The organism is Thalassotalea sp. LPB0316 (genome assembly GCF_014898095.1).
GTDB lineage: Bacteria > Pseudomonadota > Gammaproteobacteria > Enterobacterales > Alteromonadaceae > Thalassotalea_G.
In genome coordinates, this window is the sequence record NZ_CP062946.1 from 2078870 (window position 1) to 2095516 (window position 16647).

Sequence of the window (16647 nt, forward strand, 5' to 3'; positions counted from 1 at the left end):
CTTTACCAAACCCTACTACGGAGAGCCGTCATCCCCTGACGTTTTTACAGGGGATCTCCTGCCATTTAGCAGTGCGTTTTTTCATTAATGATTAAAAGCTCGCTTTGAATTTATGAGGTTCCCGCCTCGATAATTGCTCCTGCATTATTCTACTTACTTACATCCATGTAAGCATTCGCGGGAATGACGTTTTGCTATAGTGAAAAATTGAGTTAATTGCTTTATAGCAATAATTTTATAAAGAAAACTGACTTCCGCTTTTCGCTCATCACCGAACATCAATCCTAGTCAAATAACTAGGTCACTCGGAGTCAGAATTAGCGAAGTCTGACCCCGTGAATCTAGAGTTATTGGCGCAAGGTTCTCGCATTTGGTGCGGTAATATTTTCTGTGCTTCTAAAGGGGTTGATGTCTAAGCCGCCTCTACGGGTATAGCGTGCGTACACACTAAGTTTGTCAAACTGGCCATATTTTTGTAGATCGCAAAAAATACGCTCAACGCACTGTTCGTGAAATTCATTGTGTTGGCGAAAGGAAATCAGATAGGCCAATAACGCTTGGCGATTAACCTGTTTACCTTGATAACTAATGTAAACACTTGCCCAGTCTGGTTGATTGGTGATCAAACAATTTGATTTAAGCAAGTGACTGACTAAGACTTCTTCAACGATCGGCGCTTGAGTTATATGAATATCATCAAGTAACGTGTCATCAAATTGATAATCGTCTACCGCAATATCGCATTCGTCTATACAAATTGCTTCAAGGTGCTTGATGTTAAGTGCTGGGCAGTTGTCAACATCAAAGAGAGTGACTTTTACAGGCGCCTTGGCAATCTCGCTTAGATCTTTTATTAAACGCTCTATTACGTCTTCACGTGTGGCAAAACGGCTTTGATTGAAACTGTTCAAATAGAGTTTGAATGATTTTGACTCAACGATATTTTCGCTGGTTGCTGGCACCCTAAATTCAGCAACGGCTACTACGGGTTTACCTTTACTATTAAGCCAAGATAACTCGTAACCATACCAAACATCTTCACCATAAAAAGGTAGGGACTGTCCTGATAAGTTTATTTGTTCACGGTTTAAACTTCGCGGTACACCTTGCAGAAGATTTGGGTTATATTCACTGGCGTAATCGGTTGATTTACCCAGTGTTAGCCCTTCAAGTGCTTTAGCGTTTTCGTAATTGGTCATTACTATTTTCATTCCTGTTAACTGAACGAGCTATTTTAAAGGATCTTTAATGTCGATGAAATCATCAAATCCGTTATTTGACCCAATCATGGCCTTTGCCAATAACTTTGTTAGCCAATGCGAGCAAGTTTACGGTCATAAACCTTATCTTGAAAAAGATGACGAATGGCCATCGCCGTGTTTGTGTGGTGAACGAGATCAACAAAATGACTACTGGCAACCTGTAGCGATAGAAGAAGCCTTAAGTTTTAGTAATGTTGAAGAAGCTCTCGATATTAAACTTCACCAAAGCATCATCGATTATTACACCGCTATTTATTCTGAGCCGGTGCCTGCACAAACAGATGATGGCTTACTTGAATTGTTATTTGCGTGGAACCTTGAAGATTTTGAAAGGCTACAGCGCAATATTATCGGCCATGTTTTAATGAAGCAAAAACTTAATCAACCGGTGACCATCTTTTTCGCGGTGACCGACCAAGAAGATATTATTTTATCGGTTGACAATGAATCAGGTGAGGTTTGGGCTGAGAAAGTGGGTAAGCTGCCACATAAAAAAGTGGCTAATAGCTTATCTGAGTTTATCGAGTTAATTGATAACTATGTGGCTGAGCCTCAATAATTTATCTTACTATTTCTTTAACAGAGTGATTTGTTGCTTTAATTGCTCAATTTCTTCAGCAAGTGGTTTAATGGCCAACGCCACGGCCTGATCTATTTGCTGCTTGATGTTTTCATCGAGTGCTACTTCGGCTACCTTTTGTTCAGCAGGTTTAGCTGACTTGGGCGCGATGTAATCACTTTGGTGCTGCCAAGTTTTTAATGTTGAAATAATTAATGGCAATGGCACATTCTGCGTTAGCTTTGCTTTTACGAGGGCAACACTTGGCTTTTTGCCTTGGTTAGCCAAGATATTAGCGGTGATGATAATTTCTTCAATGTTGGTCATATTGGTAAAATTTTGATTTTGTAATTCGTTATATTTTAGCGAAATTGACGACTGCTTTCAGCTGTTTATTTTTCAATTTTTATTAATTTCTTTTAAATTCATTAAGTTAAAAACTTGGTCAGTGATTTGCTAACTCTGGTTATCACAGATGACAAGAAAAACTTAACAGAGGAAAATATGAAAAAGTCACTTTTAACTATCGCATTAGTTGCACCATTAGTATTAGGCTTGTCGGCATGTTCTATTAACATTGGTGGCGAAGATAGTTATCACTCGAGTAAGCATGGCGAAGAGTACAACAACAGACAGCAGATTGCTAATTTGCGCGTTGATACGCCATACGTTGAAGTGGTTAACCGTATGGGAGTTGCTGCGTTTAATGAAACCTATGAAAAAAATGGTGAGACTATTCAGGTGCTTTACTACCGTACACAACGCAAGCATAGTGACGGAATGACTACTAAAGATGAATGTACACCACTTATTTTTAAAGGTGGATTATTAAAAAGCTGGGGTGATATGGCGCTAACGCAAATTTAGTCGTTAGAGAACAACCCAGCTTACCGCAGGCGCGCGCTAAGGCCGTCAACAACCTCTGCCCAGTCAGAGTCTTCAGCAAGAGCCTCTTGTAAAAAAGAGGCTTGCGCTTGATTCCAAAACTCAGCTTCATACAGTGCAATGTCATCGGCAATACCTTTGTGTTGCTCAATAAACTGCGCTATTTGCTGTTCACTGTTATTTAACCCTAATTGTGAAAATAAACACGCAAGTGTATGTGATGAACGATCCATAACTCTCTCCATTAGCCAATTTAAAGTATAGGTTAGCAAATAGGTTTGACCAAAAAACGTTCAGGCCTTAAAGTCTATTTATAAGACTTAACAATTATAATAAAACAACAGTGTTGCCAAGGAGTCGAAATGAGTAGTGAAGCCGCAGTGCAAAATAAACCAGAAATTAGGGCGGAGTATTTAAGCGCCGAAGATCTAAAAATAGCCGCGTCGCTGCTTTATCAGGCGTATCACGACGATCCGTTATTTTTAGAAATATTTAACGGTGAAAAAGAAGATTATGAACAACGCTTGCGCGCCGCAATTCGCGAAGAGCTATCGGCCTTTTGGCAAGCGAGTCAGCCGATTGTGGGGTTGTATTTAGGTGAGGCTATGGTTGGTGTTGCTTGTTTAAATAGCCCTGATCAAACCGTTGAGTCAGAGCGTTTTTGGCACTGGCGATTAAAAATGTTGTTGGGTGCAGGTTATTTAAGCACTAAACAAATGATTGAAAAAGAAAAAACAATCATGAGCGCTGTACCGATGAAGCATTATCACATGCTATCTTTTATTGCGATTCACCCTTTACATCAACACCATGGTTTTGGTCACTATTTAATGGCAGCGGTTGATACCATTTTACAAGAGCATTCGCTCAGTGAAGGCGTTGCTGTATTCGCGACCATGCAAAAGTACCGCGAATTTTTTAATGACGTTGACTACCAGGTGGTTAAAGAGCTTTCTTTTGGTAAAGTTTCTGGCGCGTTAATGGTTCACTATCGACATTCTTAAGAGTTTTATTATGTCTGAAAAAAAATATCAAAGCTTTGCTGAGTTCTACCCGTTTTACTTATCTCAACATCAAAACGGTATTTGCCGTGCACTGCATTATTTGGGCAGTGCTATTGCGCTTTATTGCCTATCGAAAGTATTTCAATCTGGCGACTGGAGTTACTTACTCTACGGTCTAATAGGCGGATATGGTTGTGCTTGGATTGGTCATTTCTTTTTTGAAAAAAACAAGCCGGCGACTTTTCAATATCCACTCTATAGTTTTATTGCCGACTGGCGCATGTTGTGGGACTTTCTTACTGGCAAGCTGCGCTAACAGCGCTTTTGTTATTGGATACTCAAAAGCTAGATTTGTACTTGTCAAATTAATCGGTTATGTTTGACTGGTGGTGGTTGTTAATGCTTTGTTAAGCGGTAGGGGTGTTCGACCAAAATTGATTAATTAAAGGATTAAGGCTATGAAAAAAGTACTATCAATATTTGCACTAGCCGGTGCATTTTTACTCGCGCCATCGACAAAGGCAGAACAAATTGAACCATGCCAAACAGATGAGTGCGTAGAGTATTTTAAGCAGTTTAAAAAAGGCGCAAAACGCGGTCATTTGCAGGCTTATGCTACTTTAGGCCAGTTTTATTATGTCGGCTACGGCACCGAAATAGATGAAGATAAAGCGTTAAAGTATTTGAATAAGGCTGCCCGCAAAGGTGAGCAATCTTCACAATATTTAGTTGGCGCAATTTCACTGATCAGCGATGAAAACAAAGATCTCGATAAAGCGGTTAAGTATTTAGAAAAGGTTGCTAAGTCGAATTACAAAGATTCTAATTTTTTACTCGGTACCTTGTATGTTAACGATAAATACCTGCCAAGAGACTTTGAAAAAGCAGATTTTTATTTAGCTAAAGCTTACAAGCAAAGAGATCCGAGAATGCCTGAACTATTGACTTCAGTGGCGGATGACCTAGAAAAACACAAAGCAAGCTTCCCTTTATTGACAAAGCAAATGAATAAGAAGCCGATGCTTAAAACTGACGGGGAAGCATTTGAATGGCCGAAAACCAATATTGAAGTTATTACCATCAATTCACCACCGCTAACCACACGGTTTGACGAGCAAATCGTCACCTTTAAAAAGCGTAAGAAAACTACTGGCTCTAAATTCCAAGGTTCTACGTGTGACGAGCAGGTCAGTTGTTATCAAGTTAAACTAAATGGCCAAAGTGTTGATACCTTCTTTAATGTGACGTCTGCTTTCTCATATTCCAATTAAAGTTGATATGGTGCATAGGAAAAACCAGCTTTGAAAAAAGCTGGTTTTTTTATGTATTGGTATAAGTGGTTTGAAACTATGAGGCCACGACTAACAGCAAACGGAAATCATCTATACGATGCTAACAGGTTCTCGTTTCAAGCGCAGATGAACTTGGTTACATGCCTGATAATTGATCAACTGTTGCTGTACAGCTTTTAGCAAAGATATCTAAAAAGTACTGAACTTCAGGTAGTTCTTGTTTAATTTTTTCTAGCTTATTGTCTAAATTAACTTTTACATGGGCAAACTCTTGGTTACCAAAGTGCAGTTCATCGAGGGTTTTTAGGTAAGCAGAGAGTAAATCGGCAGCTTTTATTAGCTGTTTATACTCCGCGTCGACATTATCTTGAATGATTATCGCATTATAGATGTCGCGAAAATCTTCTGGCAATGAATCAATACACTCTTGCTCTGCAAGCTTTTCTAAGCGTTTAAATTCTCGGGTGATTTCTGGGTTGTGATATTTGGTGTTGTGATTAATATCTTGGTGGCGCGCTTCGCTGCACTCGTGAAATAGCGCGAGGGTAGAGGCCCTGTCAGCATTTAATGTTCCGCCAAATTTGGTATTGCGAATAACGGCGAGCAAATGTGCGATGACCGCGACTAAATGAGAGTGCTCGGCAACATTTTCTGGCTTTATACAATGCATCAGCGCCCATCGTTTGATGAGCGGCATGCGATAAATCCATGCAATAAAATTACTTTGTTTCATCGATATCACCTTGGCGATAGGTTTTGAAGAAGTGCGCCAAGCGCTCGATTGCTGGGATCAGTTCATCTTCGTGCGGTAAAAATACCAACCTAAAATAATTTGGCGCTTTGATGTTGAACCCGCGACCGTGCACTAAAAGGATTTTTTCTTGCATAAGAATATCGAGCACCATTTGTTCGTCGTTGGTAATGTTGAATTTTTCTTTATCAACCTTAACAAACAAGTATAGTGCGCCCATCGCTTTTTTACAGGAGAGGCCGTCAATCGCATTGATGCCCTCATAAGCAATATCGCGTTGTTTCTTTAATCGTCCGCCTTCGCTGATCAGCTCATTAATACTTTGGTAGCCACCTAATGCCGTTTGAATGGCGTGCTGAGAGGGGACGTTGGCACACAAGCGCATTGAAGCAAGCATATTTAACCCTTCAATATAGCTTTGCGCATATTGTTTAGGGCCGGTTATTACCATCCAACCCGCTCTAAATCCAGCAATGCGGTAGTTTTTAGATAAGCCACCCATGGTGATGATCAAAACATCTTCTGCTAAGCGAGCAGTCGGCGTATGGACCGCACCATCGTACAAAATTTTATCGTAAATCTCGTCACTAAAGACAATGAGTTGATGTTCACGAGCAAGGTCAATAATTGCTTCAAGTATTTCTTTTGAATAAACGGCACCCGTTGGATTATTTGGGTTGATTAAAACAATGGCTTTGGTTTTATCATTAATTTTTGCTTTGATATCGTCAATATTTGGAAACCAGTCGTTCTCTTCATCACAGCGGTAATGAATTGGCGAGCCTCCAGATAACGACACTGCTGCCGTCCACAAGGGGTAATCAGGCGCAGGGATAAGCACTTCATCGTCATTATTGAGCAAGCCTTGCATTGCCATTACGATAAGCTCACTAACACCATTGCCGATAAAAATATCGTCAACTTCAACATTTAAAATACCTTGTTGTTGGAAGTATTGCATCACTGCTACGCGCGCTGAGTAAATGCCTTTTGAGTCGCTATAACCTTGAGCGGTCGGAAGTTGGCGTATGACGTCTTTTAAAATATCGTCAGGCGCTTCAAAGCCAAATGGTGCAGGGTTACCAATGTTGAGTTTTAAGATTTTGTGACCTTCTTCTTCAAGCCGTTTGGCCTCTTGGGCAATTTGACCTCGAATGTCGTAGCACACGTTGTCAAGTTTTGAAGATTTTTCGATGTTTTTCATAGGTATGCCCAGTAAGTCAGTCCATTAAAAATAGTGCCTTTGAGCATTGTTACGAAAATTCACTAATTTTGAAATAGTTACTTGCACTTTTTTAATAGCATTTTGATAGAAAACACCTAATGTAGTTATTAGACGATAACAAATGAGGTGAGTTATGCCATTACCGATACTTTGGCTAGGCGCGGCGGCCGTTTCTGCTTTAGCAATAAAGTCGGCCGCTGACGAGCGCAAACAAACTTATCAAGCACGTCGATTGCAAAGTGGTGCTCAGCGCTATGGTGGTGAGCGGGGTAAAGCCGTTGCGATTTATCCAACGGATTTATTTCACAGCGAAGTATGTGTAGAGCCTGCTATTGGTAGTGTTGTTTGCTGTGGTATTGGTGGATTGTTTGAGCATACGGGGATTTGGGTTGGTGATAATACCATCGTCGAGCTCGATGGTAATGGCTTGATAAAACCTGTATCAGCAAGTCGATTTTTAGGTAATCGAAGCGGTGATAACATCTTTGTCGCTTGTGATTCTAACGCGGTGCCACTGGCACTACCTGACATTGCTGAACGAGCACTTGGACAGATTTATCAATATCAAGACTACCATTTGATTGAGAACAATTGTCATCAGTTTGTTTGGCATTTATTTGATCAATTGAAAGCACCGATCACAAGTTTTAGTGCGTTAAATGAGAATTTAGCCAAATACTACGACCGCGTCATTTATTGGGATTTAGCCAAAGTTGAGTGATAAAGTTTGAATGTTGGAAGGTGTGAAGGTTAGAAGGTGTGAATGTTGGAAAGTGTGAATGTTGTATGGCTTGAACGCTAGAAGGCGGGAATGCGGAAACGTTGCCAAGCTTGAACGCGATAAAAGCTAGCCCTAGAAATCGTCATTCCCGAAGTGTTTTTATCGGGAATCTGCTAATAATTCACAGCAGAGCGAACGTTATAAAAGAAATGAAAAAAGGCTAAAGATGTTGCCATCTTTAGCCTTTTATAATGACCTTAAAACCTTAAAACTTTACGGCCTTCCAGCTTTACAGCCTTCCAGCTTTACAGCCTTCCAGCTTTACAGCCTTCCAGCTTTACAGCCTTCCAGCTTTACAGCCTTCCAGCTTTACAGCCTGTTATTTAAAAATTTCAGCCACGCTATCAATGGCAATCAGAGATTTTTCACCCGTAATGCGGTCTTTTAGTTCAACTTCTTGGCTGTCTAAGTTACGCTCACCAACAACAATTAATTTAGGTGTTCCCATGAGTTCGTGATCGTTGAACATGACGCCTGGGCGCTCTTTGCGATCATCAAAAATAACCTCAACACCAGCTTGTTGTAATTGTGTATATAGCTTCTCTGCCGTTTCTTGTACACGCGCTGATTTGTGCATGTTCATTGGTACAATCGCAACTTGGTACGGCGCAATGGCTGCTGGCCACTTGATACCGTACTTGTCGTGATTCTGCTCAATGGCAGCGGCAACAATACGCGATACCCCAATCCCGTAACAACCCATGGTTAAGGTTTGGTTTTTTCCAGATTCAGTTAACACACCGCAGTTCATCGCTTCGGCATATTTTTGACCAAGCTGGAAAATGTGGCCAACTTCAATGCCGCGTTTGATTTCTAATTTACCTTTGCCGCATGGGCTAGGGTCGCCAGCAACTACGTTGCGTAAATCAGCAACTTCATAGTTTTGTGCGTCGCGGTCCCAGTTTGCCCCTGTGTAGTGGAAACCGTCTTCGTTCGCACCACAGACAAAATCAGCTAAATGCGCTGCGCTTCTATCGGCTATTACGCGAATGTTAAGATTTACAGGACCAATTGAACCGGCGTTTGCGCCTGTTGCAGCAACTAATTCTTCGTCTGATGCGAAAGTTAAAGGTGACGCTACGCCTTCAAGTTTTTCTGCTTTTAGTTCGTTTAATTCGTGATCGCCACGTAACACTAGCGCAATAATTGGGGCTTTTTCACCGTCTTGTGCTTCACCTAACACTAACAGGGTTTTAACCGTTGTGTTAGCGTCAATATTTAACAAGTTAGCCACATCTTCAATGGTTTTAGCATTTGGCGTAGCAACCTTTTCAAGCGCTTGGTTTGGCGCAGGGCGCTCACCCGTTGGCGCAAGTGCTTCAGCTTTTTCAATGTTCGCTGCGTAATCGCTTTCGTCACTAAAAGCGATATCGTCTTCACCTGAATCAGCTAAAACATGGAATTCATGTGAACCTTCACCACCTATTGAACCGTTATCAGCAATTACTGGGCGAAAATCTAAACCTAAACGCTCAAAAATACGGCAATAGGCATCAAACATGTCTTGATAGGTTTTCTTTAAACACTCATCGGTTGTGTGGAATGAATACGCGTCTTTCATCAAAAATTCACGGCCGCGCATGACACCGAAACGAGGACGAATTTCATCGCGGAACTTGGTTTGAATCTGAAACAAGTTCATTGGTAACTGCTTGTAACTACTAATTTCGTTACTCACGAGTTTAGTGATCACTTCTTCGTGGGTTGGCCCTAAAACAAATGGACGTTGGTGACGGTCGTTTAAACGAAGTAGCTCTGGGCCGTAATCATCCCAACGACCAGATTCTTCCCATAAGTCTGATGGCTGTACCATTGGCATCAACACTTCGATTGAGCCGGCGCGCTCCATTTCTTCACGAACAATGTTTTCAACTTTTTTCAGTACTTTTAAACCAGTGGGTAACCATGTATACAAACCTGAAGCTAGGTGACGAATTAAGCCAGCTCGTAGCATTAATTGATGGCTAACAACTTCAGCATGTGCTGGTGTTTCTTTTAACGTAGAAAGAAGGTATTGACTAGTACGCATTGAAAATTATGTCCATGTCGGATGAATCAAAAATAAAGTGGCTTATTCTAACAGGGCGTTAATCGAGGCAAAAGGGCTAAATGCAGTTTGATGTGAGAAAATTTTACATTCAACTCACCATTGGAGCACCGAAGCGTAACTTGTGATTTTACTGTACAGATCTGATATTAGGTTGTAATTACCTAGTCATCTTTTTGACAAAGACCACGACGAATAGTGCAATAGTAAAGCTACCGGTAAATGCCTCTAATGCGGCAATAGCTCTCGAAATGCCAATTGGCGTAAAGTCACCGTAACCAAGCGTGGTAAAGGTAACAATAGAGTAATATAAACAACTAAAAAACCATGAGATGTTTTGACGAAAGCTCGCATTGACATCAAAAATATAAAACTCGCCGTGATAATTGAGCCCAGTTACGCTGTATAAAATGGCACAAACAAATATCAATAAAATCGAGAAACCAACGATACGTAGGGGCTCTTCCCCATAGCCACAAAATAAGTCAATCGCCTTTGACATCATGCGTCTGGCAGAATACTTCGGTTGTTGCATTCTGCGCATAGTGAGCTCCTTTTTAATAAAGGCGCCTGCGTAGTTAAATAACCCCTCAGCTTCAGCGTGTTTGCGTAAGTCTCGATAGATTTCTTCCGATTGAATAAAGTATTCAAGTGCATTTTTGTGATGGTTCTTCTCTATAGCGAGTTTAGCTAAACCTTCTTGGAATATAGTTTTGCCAAATTCAACATTCTCAATCTTACACCCTTGCAAGCGCAGACCTAGCATATTGGCATTGAGGAGCGAGGCACAATTGAGGTTGGCGTCACGTAAATCTGCCTTCATCAAACTGGCGTTATCTAACGTGGCGTTGAATAGATGGGCATCACGCAGGCTCGCTCGATATAAATCGCAGTAGGATAAATCGTAACCGGTTTTGTGTCCGTGGTTGACCAAATCAATATCGTCTAGTTGGCAACGCTGCAGTTTTAAACCTCGCATAAAGCCACCGTGCTGAGCGTAATGCTCAAGCTTGTCTTTTATTTCAGGCCCTGATTTATCGACATTACCACTGTGCCAAAAACACAAGCCGTCGTCAGTTGCTTGATTTGGACAAAGGTGCTCTTCTGGGTCGATATATTGACATTTATGCTGATTTTCACTCATACAATCAGTATAGTAAGGTTCTAAAATTATTCATGTTTCTGCTTATATTATGTCAATAACACTTACCTTTGCTGATTATCACAACCCCTCTCATGCTGAAGATATCTTGAGCCTATTAAACGCATACGCGTTAGATCCTATGGGGGGCGGTGAAGCATTATCACAAACAACTAAAGATAACTTGATTGGGGCTTTACAACAGCAACCACAAGTCTTTTCAATTATTTGCTATTTTGATGGTCAGCCTGCTGGCTTGGTTAATTGTGTTAAAGGCTTTTCAACTTTCGCCGCAAAGCCACTGGTTAATATCCATGATGTTGTGGTGCTTGAAGGATTTCGCGGTAAAGGAATTAGCCAGTTGATGTTAGACGAAGTCGAGCGTATGGCTAGAGAGCAAGGTTGTTGTAAGTTGACCTTGGAAGTATTAGAGGGCAATAAAGTTGCTCAAAACGCCTACCGCAAGCTAGGTTTTGCCGGCTATGAATTGGATCCTGAAATGGGGCAGGCGGTCTTTTGGCAAAAGAGTTTAAAGTAACTAACGACTAAAACTTTATTGTTCGGCGTCGACCATTTGTTGGTGTTGGCGCTTCATCTTTACGCTTATTGGTGTTGCCTGTGTTAGCTTTATTACCAGAGGGTTTATGCCTTTTTCTAGGCTTGTTTTCAGGTGGTTTAGCGCTTCTAGGTTTTGGGGTTTTTACGATTTCAGTAGGCGCTTGATGGCAAATTAGTTCAATGATATCGCCATTGAAGGCAATAATATCGCCATGGTAAATCTTTTTGCGTTTTTGGGTTTCTACTTCATCATTTAAATAGACATAGCCTTGACTGATCAACATTTTTGCTTCACCGCCACCGGAAACTAAGTCGGCAATCTTTAATAGTTTATATAGTTCAATCGGTTGTTGCTCTAATTCAACTTGGTAGTGGTTTCCAGACATCGACAGGCTTAACAATTAAATAATGATAAAGCGCTATTTTAGCATGACGTTATGTAATGCGTAATATCTGATTGATAGATATTGAAAAAGTGAATGTATATTATACATTTTTTCGTTGCTTTACATTTCTTTACATGTATAATGCGCGCCATCAGAAACGGCAAGGTTCTTGAAAAAGTTCCACGCAAAGCCACCGGTCTAAGGATATAAATCTAAGATAGCGGGGTCGCCTGAATAAGCACGCCTTTGCACCCGTTTCATAATTTAATTGTTTATCTTTAGGATCTATTGTTATGAAAAAAATGCTCGCTGTATTATCAATTGCTTTAACTTCAACAATCGTTACAACGCCTGTTCAAGCTTCTAGCCTAGGTCAGTCAGTTTGTGAGTTAGTTGCCGCTGATGACAAATCTCGTTTGCGCTCTTTCCTTAAGTCGAACAAATTGAAGATCCGTGATATTTATGACGGTTTAGAGTGCAATGGTGCTAATTTATTAGCGTTTGCTAGTAACAATAATGCCGTAGAAACGGGTTCATTGATCATTGCTAAATTACCTAAGAAAACCGTTGAAGCCCACTTATCAAGCATTACGTCAGCTGAGTTAACGGCAGCAGCGCAAAAACGTGTAAATGGCTAACGAAAGCCTCAAATAAAATAAAAGCGAGCTACGGCTCGCTTTTTTATTGATTAGATAAAAGATTAATGATTAAAGTGAGCCACAGAATCTCTTAAAATAACCGTTGGCTCAAATACTTGGACTATGTCGTGTTTCTTTTGTTGATAGACTTGTTTGAGCACCAACTGAGCAGCCATTCGACCCATTTCATAGACAGGGTTATCAATTGTGGTTAAGGTTGGGTACAAGTAGTTAGCAAAAATAACGTTATCGTAGCCGACAATTGAAAGTTGTTCAGGTAGGACAATATTGTGCTCTCGAGCATATTTCATTGCGCCAGAAGCCATTTCATCGTTAGCGCAAACGAGCGCGGAAAACTGATAATTATTGTCTAAAAAATGCCTTAAGCCATCCATGCCACCTGTTTCTTTGAAATCACCAATAAAAAACAGATCTTCATTAAAACTTAAATTATGCTCTGCTAAAGCGCGTTTGTGGCCCTGTAAACGATTACTGGCATCGGCTTTAAATTGCGGACCAGCGATATAGGCGATTTGGCGATGTCCTAAGTCAATGAGCGTTTTGGTTGCTAAATAGCCACCCACTTCATCATTAAGGCTAATGCATTTATCTTTAATAGCATCTACATGGCGACTCATTAAATAGACAGGAACTTTCCCTTTATTGATGTCAATTAAGTATTCGTCGCTTACTGCCTCGACGTGGGCAATAATGGCATCGCAGTTTCGGCCAATCAAAAACTCTATGCCATCTTTTTCTTTATCTTCTTCTGAGTGACCTGTGGTAATGATAACGTGCTTGCCAGCGGTGCGCAGGGCGGCTTCAATACCTGACATCATCTGACCAAAGAAGGGACCGTGTAGCTCTGACACAAGGATCCCGATACTATTAGAGCGGCTTGACGCTAAAGATTGTGCAATGGCATTCGGGCGATAACCTAGTGTTTGCATCGCGTCTAAAACCTTCTTCTTGGTTTTATCACTTACGCGGGCATTGTTATTCATCACGCGCGATACTGTTGCTAATGAGACCCCTGCAAGTTTAGATACTTCGTAAATTGTTGCCATATAGTGTTATTCAGAATATTAAAACCGTAAAATCATAACAAAAACTACTCAAATAAGTTACCGTTTATTAACTTGCGCTTAACTTAAGCTTGCTTTGAATGTGCTCAAGCTTTTGCTCATTGAGTGTATATTTCGCCATGACCGCTGCCGCAAGATATGAGCCTAGCGCCGGCAGTATGGTAAAGCTGAGTAAGATCCCATCTTTAGTTGCTTGCGTTTGCTCAATATTAGGTTGGTAGTCATAAAATGCCATTAACCAGCCAGCAAACGCGCCGCCAAGTGCCACGCCCATTTTTATGAAAAAGATCACGCCAGAATAGACCAGGCCGGTGATGCGAACACCTGTTTTTTCATGGCCGTAATCTATGGTATCCGCCATTTTGGCCCACAGTAACGGCGTTGCCATATCTAGGAAAAACTTCCATAAAATAAAGGCGGCAAAAGCTAAAACGATTTGATCGGGTTTAATAAAGTAGGCCAGGGCACAAATTGTCGCCGCAATGACTTGCAAGCTGATATACGCTTTAATTTTACAAACTCGCTGTGCTAGTGGTTGTGCAACGGCACAACCTACCATTGAAGCAAAGACACCCGCGGTGATAAATGGCGTCATTAACGTTTCATCACCTAAATAGTATTTTACGTAGTATACGGCTAGGGTGAATTTTAACACTTGCCCTGAAAGCAAAAATAGCGCAACTAAACACAAGATACGCCATTGATCATTTTGCCAAAGATGTTTGAGTGACGCGAAAAAAGCCAGCGATTGATCTTTAGGCTGTTCAATGCGTTCTTTCGTGCCAGCAAAACACAAAATAAACAAAATAAAGCCAAGAATACTCATCGCTGTCATAGCGAGTTGGTAACCTTTAGCATCATCGCCTTGGCCAAAAAATTCAACTAAAGGCATGGTACATGCGGCGACAATTAAGCCACCTAACATACCAAAAACAAATCGATATGACTGCACCGTAACGCGCTCTTTTGCATCTGCGGTTAATACACCGCCTAGTGCACAATAAGGAATGTTAATCGCGGTATAGGCAATCATTAATAAACTGTAGGTGGTAAAGCAGTAGATGATTTTTGCGTTACCTTCTAAATCAGGTGTGGTAAAGGCTAACACGCTAATGATCGCGAACGGTAGTGCTAACCATAATAAGTATGGGCGATAGTGGCCCCAACGGGTTTGGGTTCTATCGGCGATAGAGCCCATTAATGGATCAGTTACGGCATCGAAGATTCTTACTGCTAGAAACATAGTGCCCACAACGGCGGCATCTAAACCGACAACGTCAGTATAATAGAGCATGAGGAAGGTCATCACCGTTTGAAAAATAATATTACTAGCGGTGTCTCCCAAGCCATAGGCGATTTTTTCTTTTACACTGATCATATGCTTTATTCTTATCGTTATTTTAATCGTTGTTTAATGGCGCGATGTGATGAGATCGCGGTAAGCTAAGCCACTTTGTTTTATAGTACGCTGTTGGCTTTGATAATCAACGTAAACAATACCAAAGCGTTTTAAGTAGCCTTCCGCCCATTCAAAGTTGTCCATTAAGCTCCAAGCAAAGTAGCCCTGAATATCAACACCTTGCTCAATTGCGTCGTTAACGGCATTTAAATGGGCTTGATAGTAATCAACGCGATCTTGGTCATTGACTACGCCACGTTCAATAACGTCAGCCATCGCCGCACCATTTTCGGTAATAAATATCGGTGGTAGAGTATAGCGCTGATCGAGATCTGTTAATAAATTGGTAAACGCTTGCGGGTATATTTCCCAGCCAATGTCGGTTAGTGGCGCTGGCGGTGGTAACTGTTCGAAAATTTCTTCATTGTGCGCTCGATAAATAGCACGAGTGTAGAAGTTGATCCCCAAGAAATCGATATTTTGCCCGATTATCTCCATATCGCCATCATGAATGTCAGGCTGATGTGCTTGCGGTAATTGATTGATAATTTCAGGGTAGCATTTGTCAAAAATTGGTTTGATGTACCATTGGTTGAAGTAGTCATCGGCAAAATGGGTGGCGTCAATATCTGCTTGTTTATCAGTCGCGCTGTAACACGGGGTAAAGTTAAGCACGATACCGTTTTTCGCATGAGGTGCATTGCGCTTTAATACCTGCATAGCAAGGCCGTGCGCGAGCAATAAATGGTGAGCGGCTTTTCTACCGTATTCTTTACCGACTTTACCTGGTGCATGTATACCAACTTCATAGCCTAAATACGAGCTACAAAACGGCTCGTTTAAGGTCGCATAGGAATAGACGCGGTCACCAAAAGCTTTAGTGACAAGGTCTACATAATGAGCAAAAGCATAAGCGGTATCTCGATTCAACCAACCACCGTTGTCTTCGTGGTGTTGTGGTAGATCCCAGTGATAAAGGGTGACATAAGGCTTAATATTTCTCGCATTTAACGCATCCAAAATATTAATGTAAAAGTCGACACCTGCTTGATTCAATTCGCCATCGCGAGTAATTAACCGAGGCCATGACAGTGATAAACGGTAGGCATCTACGCCCAAACTGGCAATTAATTCAATATCTTGTTGCCACAGGCTGAAGTGATCACACGCAATATCACCATTAGAGCCGTCTGCTACTTTGCCAGGCGTCGCACAAAAAGTATCCCAAATACAGGGCAGTCGATGCTCAACACCACCTTCAATTTGAAAAGAAGCCGTAGCTACGCCATAGGTAAATTGTTTAGCCAACATTTTAGAGCCTTGTGGCAGGGTGTATTGAGCCATGGTAAAGCCTTTTTATCACAGAGATTGAATTTATTATTTTACTTTTTTGAAAGCGCTTACAAAAATATTTGAAAAAAAATACCAAGTGGTATTTAATGAATGAGTGAAAGCGCTTACATTTTTGTTAGGGTAGTTTGAAATCTAGAAAAGGTCAATAACTTTAGTGCTCGATACCAAAGCAAATACGTCATACACTTAGCGCAATAAATTTACAATTAAAATAATAGGGTTAACTATGTCGGGTTTTTCAGCAAATTCTGTCCATTCCCCAGGGAATGGCAATGCAGCCG

At 41.1% G+C, this 16647-nt stretch carries 19 protein-coding genes and 1 riboswitch; of the genes, 8 read left to right on the forward strand and 11 right to left on the reverse strand.

Translation table 11 applies throughout. The features are described from left to right. Positions 1–347 precede the first annotated feature (347 nt). A complete protein-coding gene (gene queF, locus LP316_RS09220; RefSeq protein WP_193020709.1) occupies positions 348–1199 on the reverse strand; it encodes an NADPH-dependent 7-cyano-7-deazaguanine reductase QueF in 852 nt (283 codons plus the stop codon). Positions 1200–1254: 55 nt separating this feature from the next. Here queF and syd point away from each other — a divergent pair, with 55 nt between their 5' ends. Beyond that, complete coding sequence (gene syd, locus LP316_RS09225; RefSeq protein WP_193020710.1) at positions 1255–1821, forward strand: SecY-interacting protein; 567 nt, start codon at positions 1255–1257, stop codon at positions 1819–1821. A gap of 9 nt (positions 1822–1830) precedes the next feature. Here syd and LP316_RS09230 read toward each other — a convergent pair whose 3' ends face one another. Beyond that, on the reverse strand, positions 1831–2148 hold the full coding sequence (locus LP316_RS09230; RefSeq protein WP_193020711.1) for a hypothetical protein: 318 nt from the start codon (positions 2146–2148) through the stop codon (positions 1831–1833). Between the two features lie 177 nt (positions 2149–2325). Between LP316_RS09230 and LP316_RS09235 the strand changes: the two genes are divergently transcribed. After that, entirely contained in the window at positions 2326–2688 is a 363-nt protein-coding gene (locus LP316_RS09235) for a DUF3192 domain-containing protein (protein ID WP_193020712.1), read from the forward strand. Between the two features lie 20 nt (positions 2689–2708). Here the strand turns inward: LP316_RS09235 and LP316_RS09240 are convergent, their stop codons facing one another. Continuing rightward, on the reverse strand, positions 2709–2939 hold the full coding sequence (locus LP316_RS09240) for a DUF2789 domain-containing protein (protein WP_193020713.1): 231 nt from the start codon (positions 2937–2939) through the stop codon (positions 2709–2711). A 129-nt stretch (positions 2940–3068) separates the two neighbouring features. Between LP316_RS09240 and LP316_RS09245 the strand changes: the two genes are divergently transcribed. The 3 genes from LP316_RS09245 to LP316_RS09255 all read left to right on the forward strand — a co-directional run bounded on the left by LP316_RS09245 (position 3069) and on the right by LP316_RS09255 (position 4981). Then, on the forward strand, positions 3069–3710 hold the full coding sequence (locus tag LP316_RS09245) for a GNAT family N-acetyltransferase (RefSeq protein ID WP_193020714.1): 642 nt from the start codon (positions 3069–3071) through the stop codon (positions 3708–3710). Between the two features lie 10 nt (positions 3711–3720). After that, positions 3721–4026 (forward strand): DUF962 domain-containing protein, encoded by a 306-nt coding sequence (locus LP316_RS09250; RefSeq protein WP_193020715.1) that lies wholly within the window; start codon positions 3721–3723, stop codon positions 4024–4026. Positions 4027–4168: 142 nt separating this feature from the next. After that, the gene (locus tag LP316_RS09255) at positions 4169–4981 is read left to right on the forward strand and encodes a tetratricopeptide repeat protein (protein WP_193020716.1); all 813 of its coding nucleotides are present in this window, start codon (positions 4169–4171) and stop codon (positions 4979–4981) included. A 157-nt stretch (positions 4982–5138) separates the two neighbouring features. Here the strand turns inward: LP316_RS09255 and yfbR are convergent, their stop codons facing one another. Both yfbR and LP316_RS09265 read right to left on the reverse strand, forming a co-directional pair. Further along, on the reverse strand, positions 5139–5735 hold the full coding sequence (gene yfbR / locus LP316_RS09260) for a 5'-deoxynucleotidase (protein WP_193020717.1): 597 nt from the start codon (positions 5733–5735) through the stop codon (positions 5139–5141). Next, entirely contained in the window at positions 5722–6957 is a 1236-nt protein-coding gene (locus LP316_RS09265) for a pyridoxal phosphate-dependent aminotransferase (RefSeq protein ID WP_193020718.1), read from the reverse strand. The genes yfbR and LP316_RS09265 overlap by 14 nt, the downstream gene beginning before the upstream one ends. A 154-nt stretch (positions 6958–7111) precedes the next feature. On the opposite strand from LP316_RS09265, the gene LP316_RS09270 reads away from it, so the two are divergent. After that, complete coding sequence (locus LP316_RS09270) at positions 7112–7699, forward strand: hypothetical protein (protein ID WP_193020719.1); 588 nt, start codon at positions 7112–7114, stop codon at positions 7697–7699. Between the two features lie 379 nt (positions 7700–8078). Here LP316_RS09270 and LP316_RS09275 read toward each other — a convergent pair whose 3' ends face one another. Both LP316_RS09275 and LP316_RS09280 read right to left on the reverse strand, forming a co-directional pair. Further along, positions 8079–9788, reverse strand: coding sequence for a proline--tRNA ligase (locus tag LP316_RS09275; protein WP_193020720.1), 1710 nt, complete (start codon positions 9786–9788; stop codon positions 8079–8081). Between the two features lie 178 nt (positions 9789–9966). After that, positions 9967–10950: an ion channel gene (locus tag LP316_RS09280; protein WP_193020721.1), complete on the reverse strand. Its 984-nt coding sequence runs from the start codon at positions 10948–10950 to the stop codon at positions 9967–9969. Positions 10951–10999: 49 nt separating this feature from the next. Here LP316_RS09280 and LP316_RS09285 point away from each other — a divergent pair, with 49 nt between their 5' ends. After that, positions 11000–11485, forward strand: coding sequence for a GNAT family N-acetyltransferase (locus LP316_RS09285; protein WP_193020722.1), 486 nt, complete (start codon positions 11000–11002; stop codon positions 11483–11485). 7 nt (positions 11486–11492) lie between these two features. Here the strand turns inward: LP316_RS09285 and LP316_RS09290 are convergent, their stop codons facing one another. Continuing rightward, a complete protein-coding gene (locus tag LP316_RS09290) occupies positions 11493–11891 on the reverse strand; it encodes an RNA-binding S4 domain-containing protein (protein WP_193020723.1) in 399 nt (132 codons plus the stop codon). 149 nt (positions 11892–12040) lie between these two features. Further along, positions 12041–12125, forward strand: a riboswitch (cyclic di-GMP riboswitch). A gap of 59 nt (positions 12126–12184) precedes the next feature. Here LP316_RS09290 and LP316_RS09295 point away from each other — a divergent pair. Further along, positions 12185–12529 (forward strand): DUF3718 domain-containing protein, encoded by a 345-nt coding sequence (locus tag LP316_RS09295; protein ID WP_193020724.1) that lies wholly within the window; start codon positions 12185–12187, stop codon positions 12527–12529. Positions 12530–12591: 62 nt separating this feature from the next. Here LP316_RS09295 and LP316_RS09300 read toward each other — a convergent pair whose 3' ends face one another. The 3 genes from LP316_RS09300 to LP316_RS09310 form a co-directional block, all read right to left on the reverse strand. Continuing rightward, complete coding sequence (locus LP316_RS09300; RefSeq protein WP_193020725.1) at positions 12592–13596, reverse strand: LacI family DNA-binding transcriptional regulator; 1005 nt, start codon at positions 13594–13596, stop codon at positions 12592–12594. 67 nt (positions 13597–13663) lie between these two features. Next, positions 13664–14992: a glycoside-pentoside-hexuronide (GPH):cation symporter gene (locus LP316_RS09305; RefSeq protein ID WP_193020726.1), complete on the reverse strand. Its 1329-nt coding sequence runs from the start codon at positions 14990–14992 to the stop codon at positions 13664–13666. A gap of 33 nt (positions 14993–15025) precedes the next feature. Continuing rightward, positions 15026–16357, reverse strand: a complete 1332-nt coding sequence (locus LP316_RS09310) for a GH1 family beta-glucosidase (RefSeq protein WP_193020727.1) — start codon at positions 16355–16357, stop codon at positions 15026–15028. Positions 16358–16647: the final 290 nt, after the last annotated feature.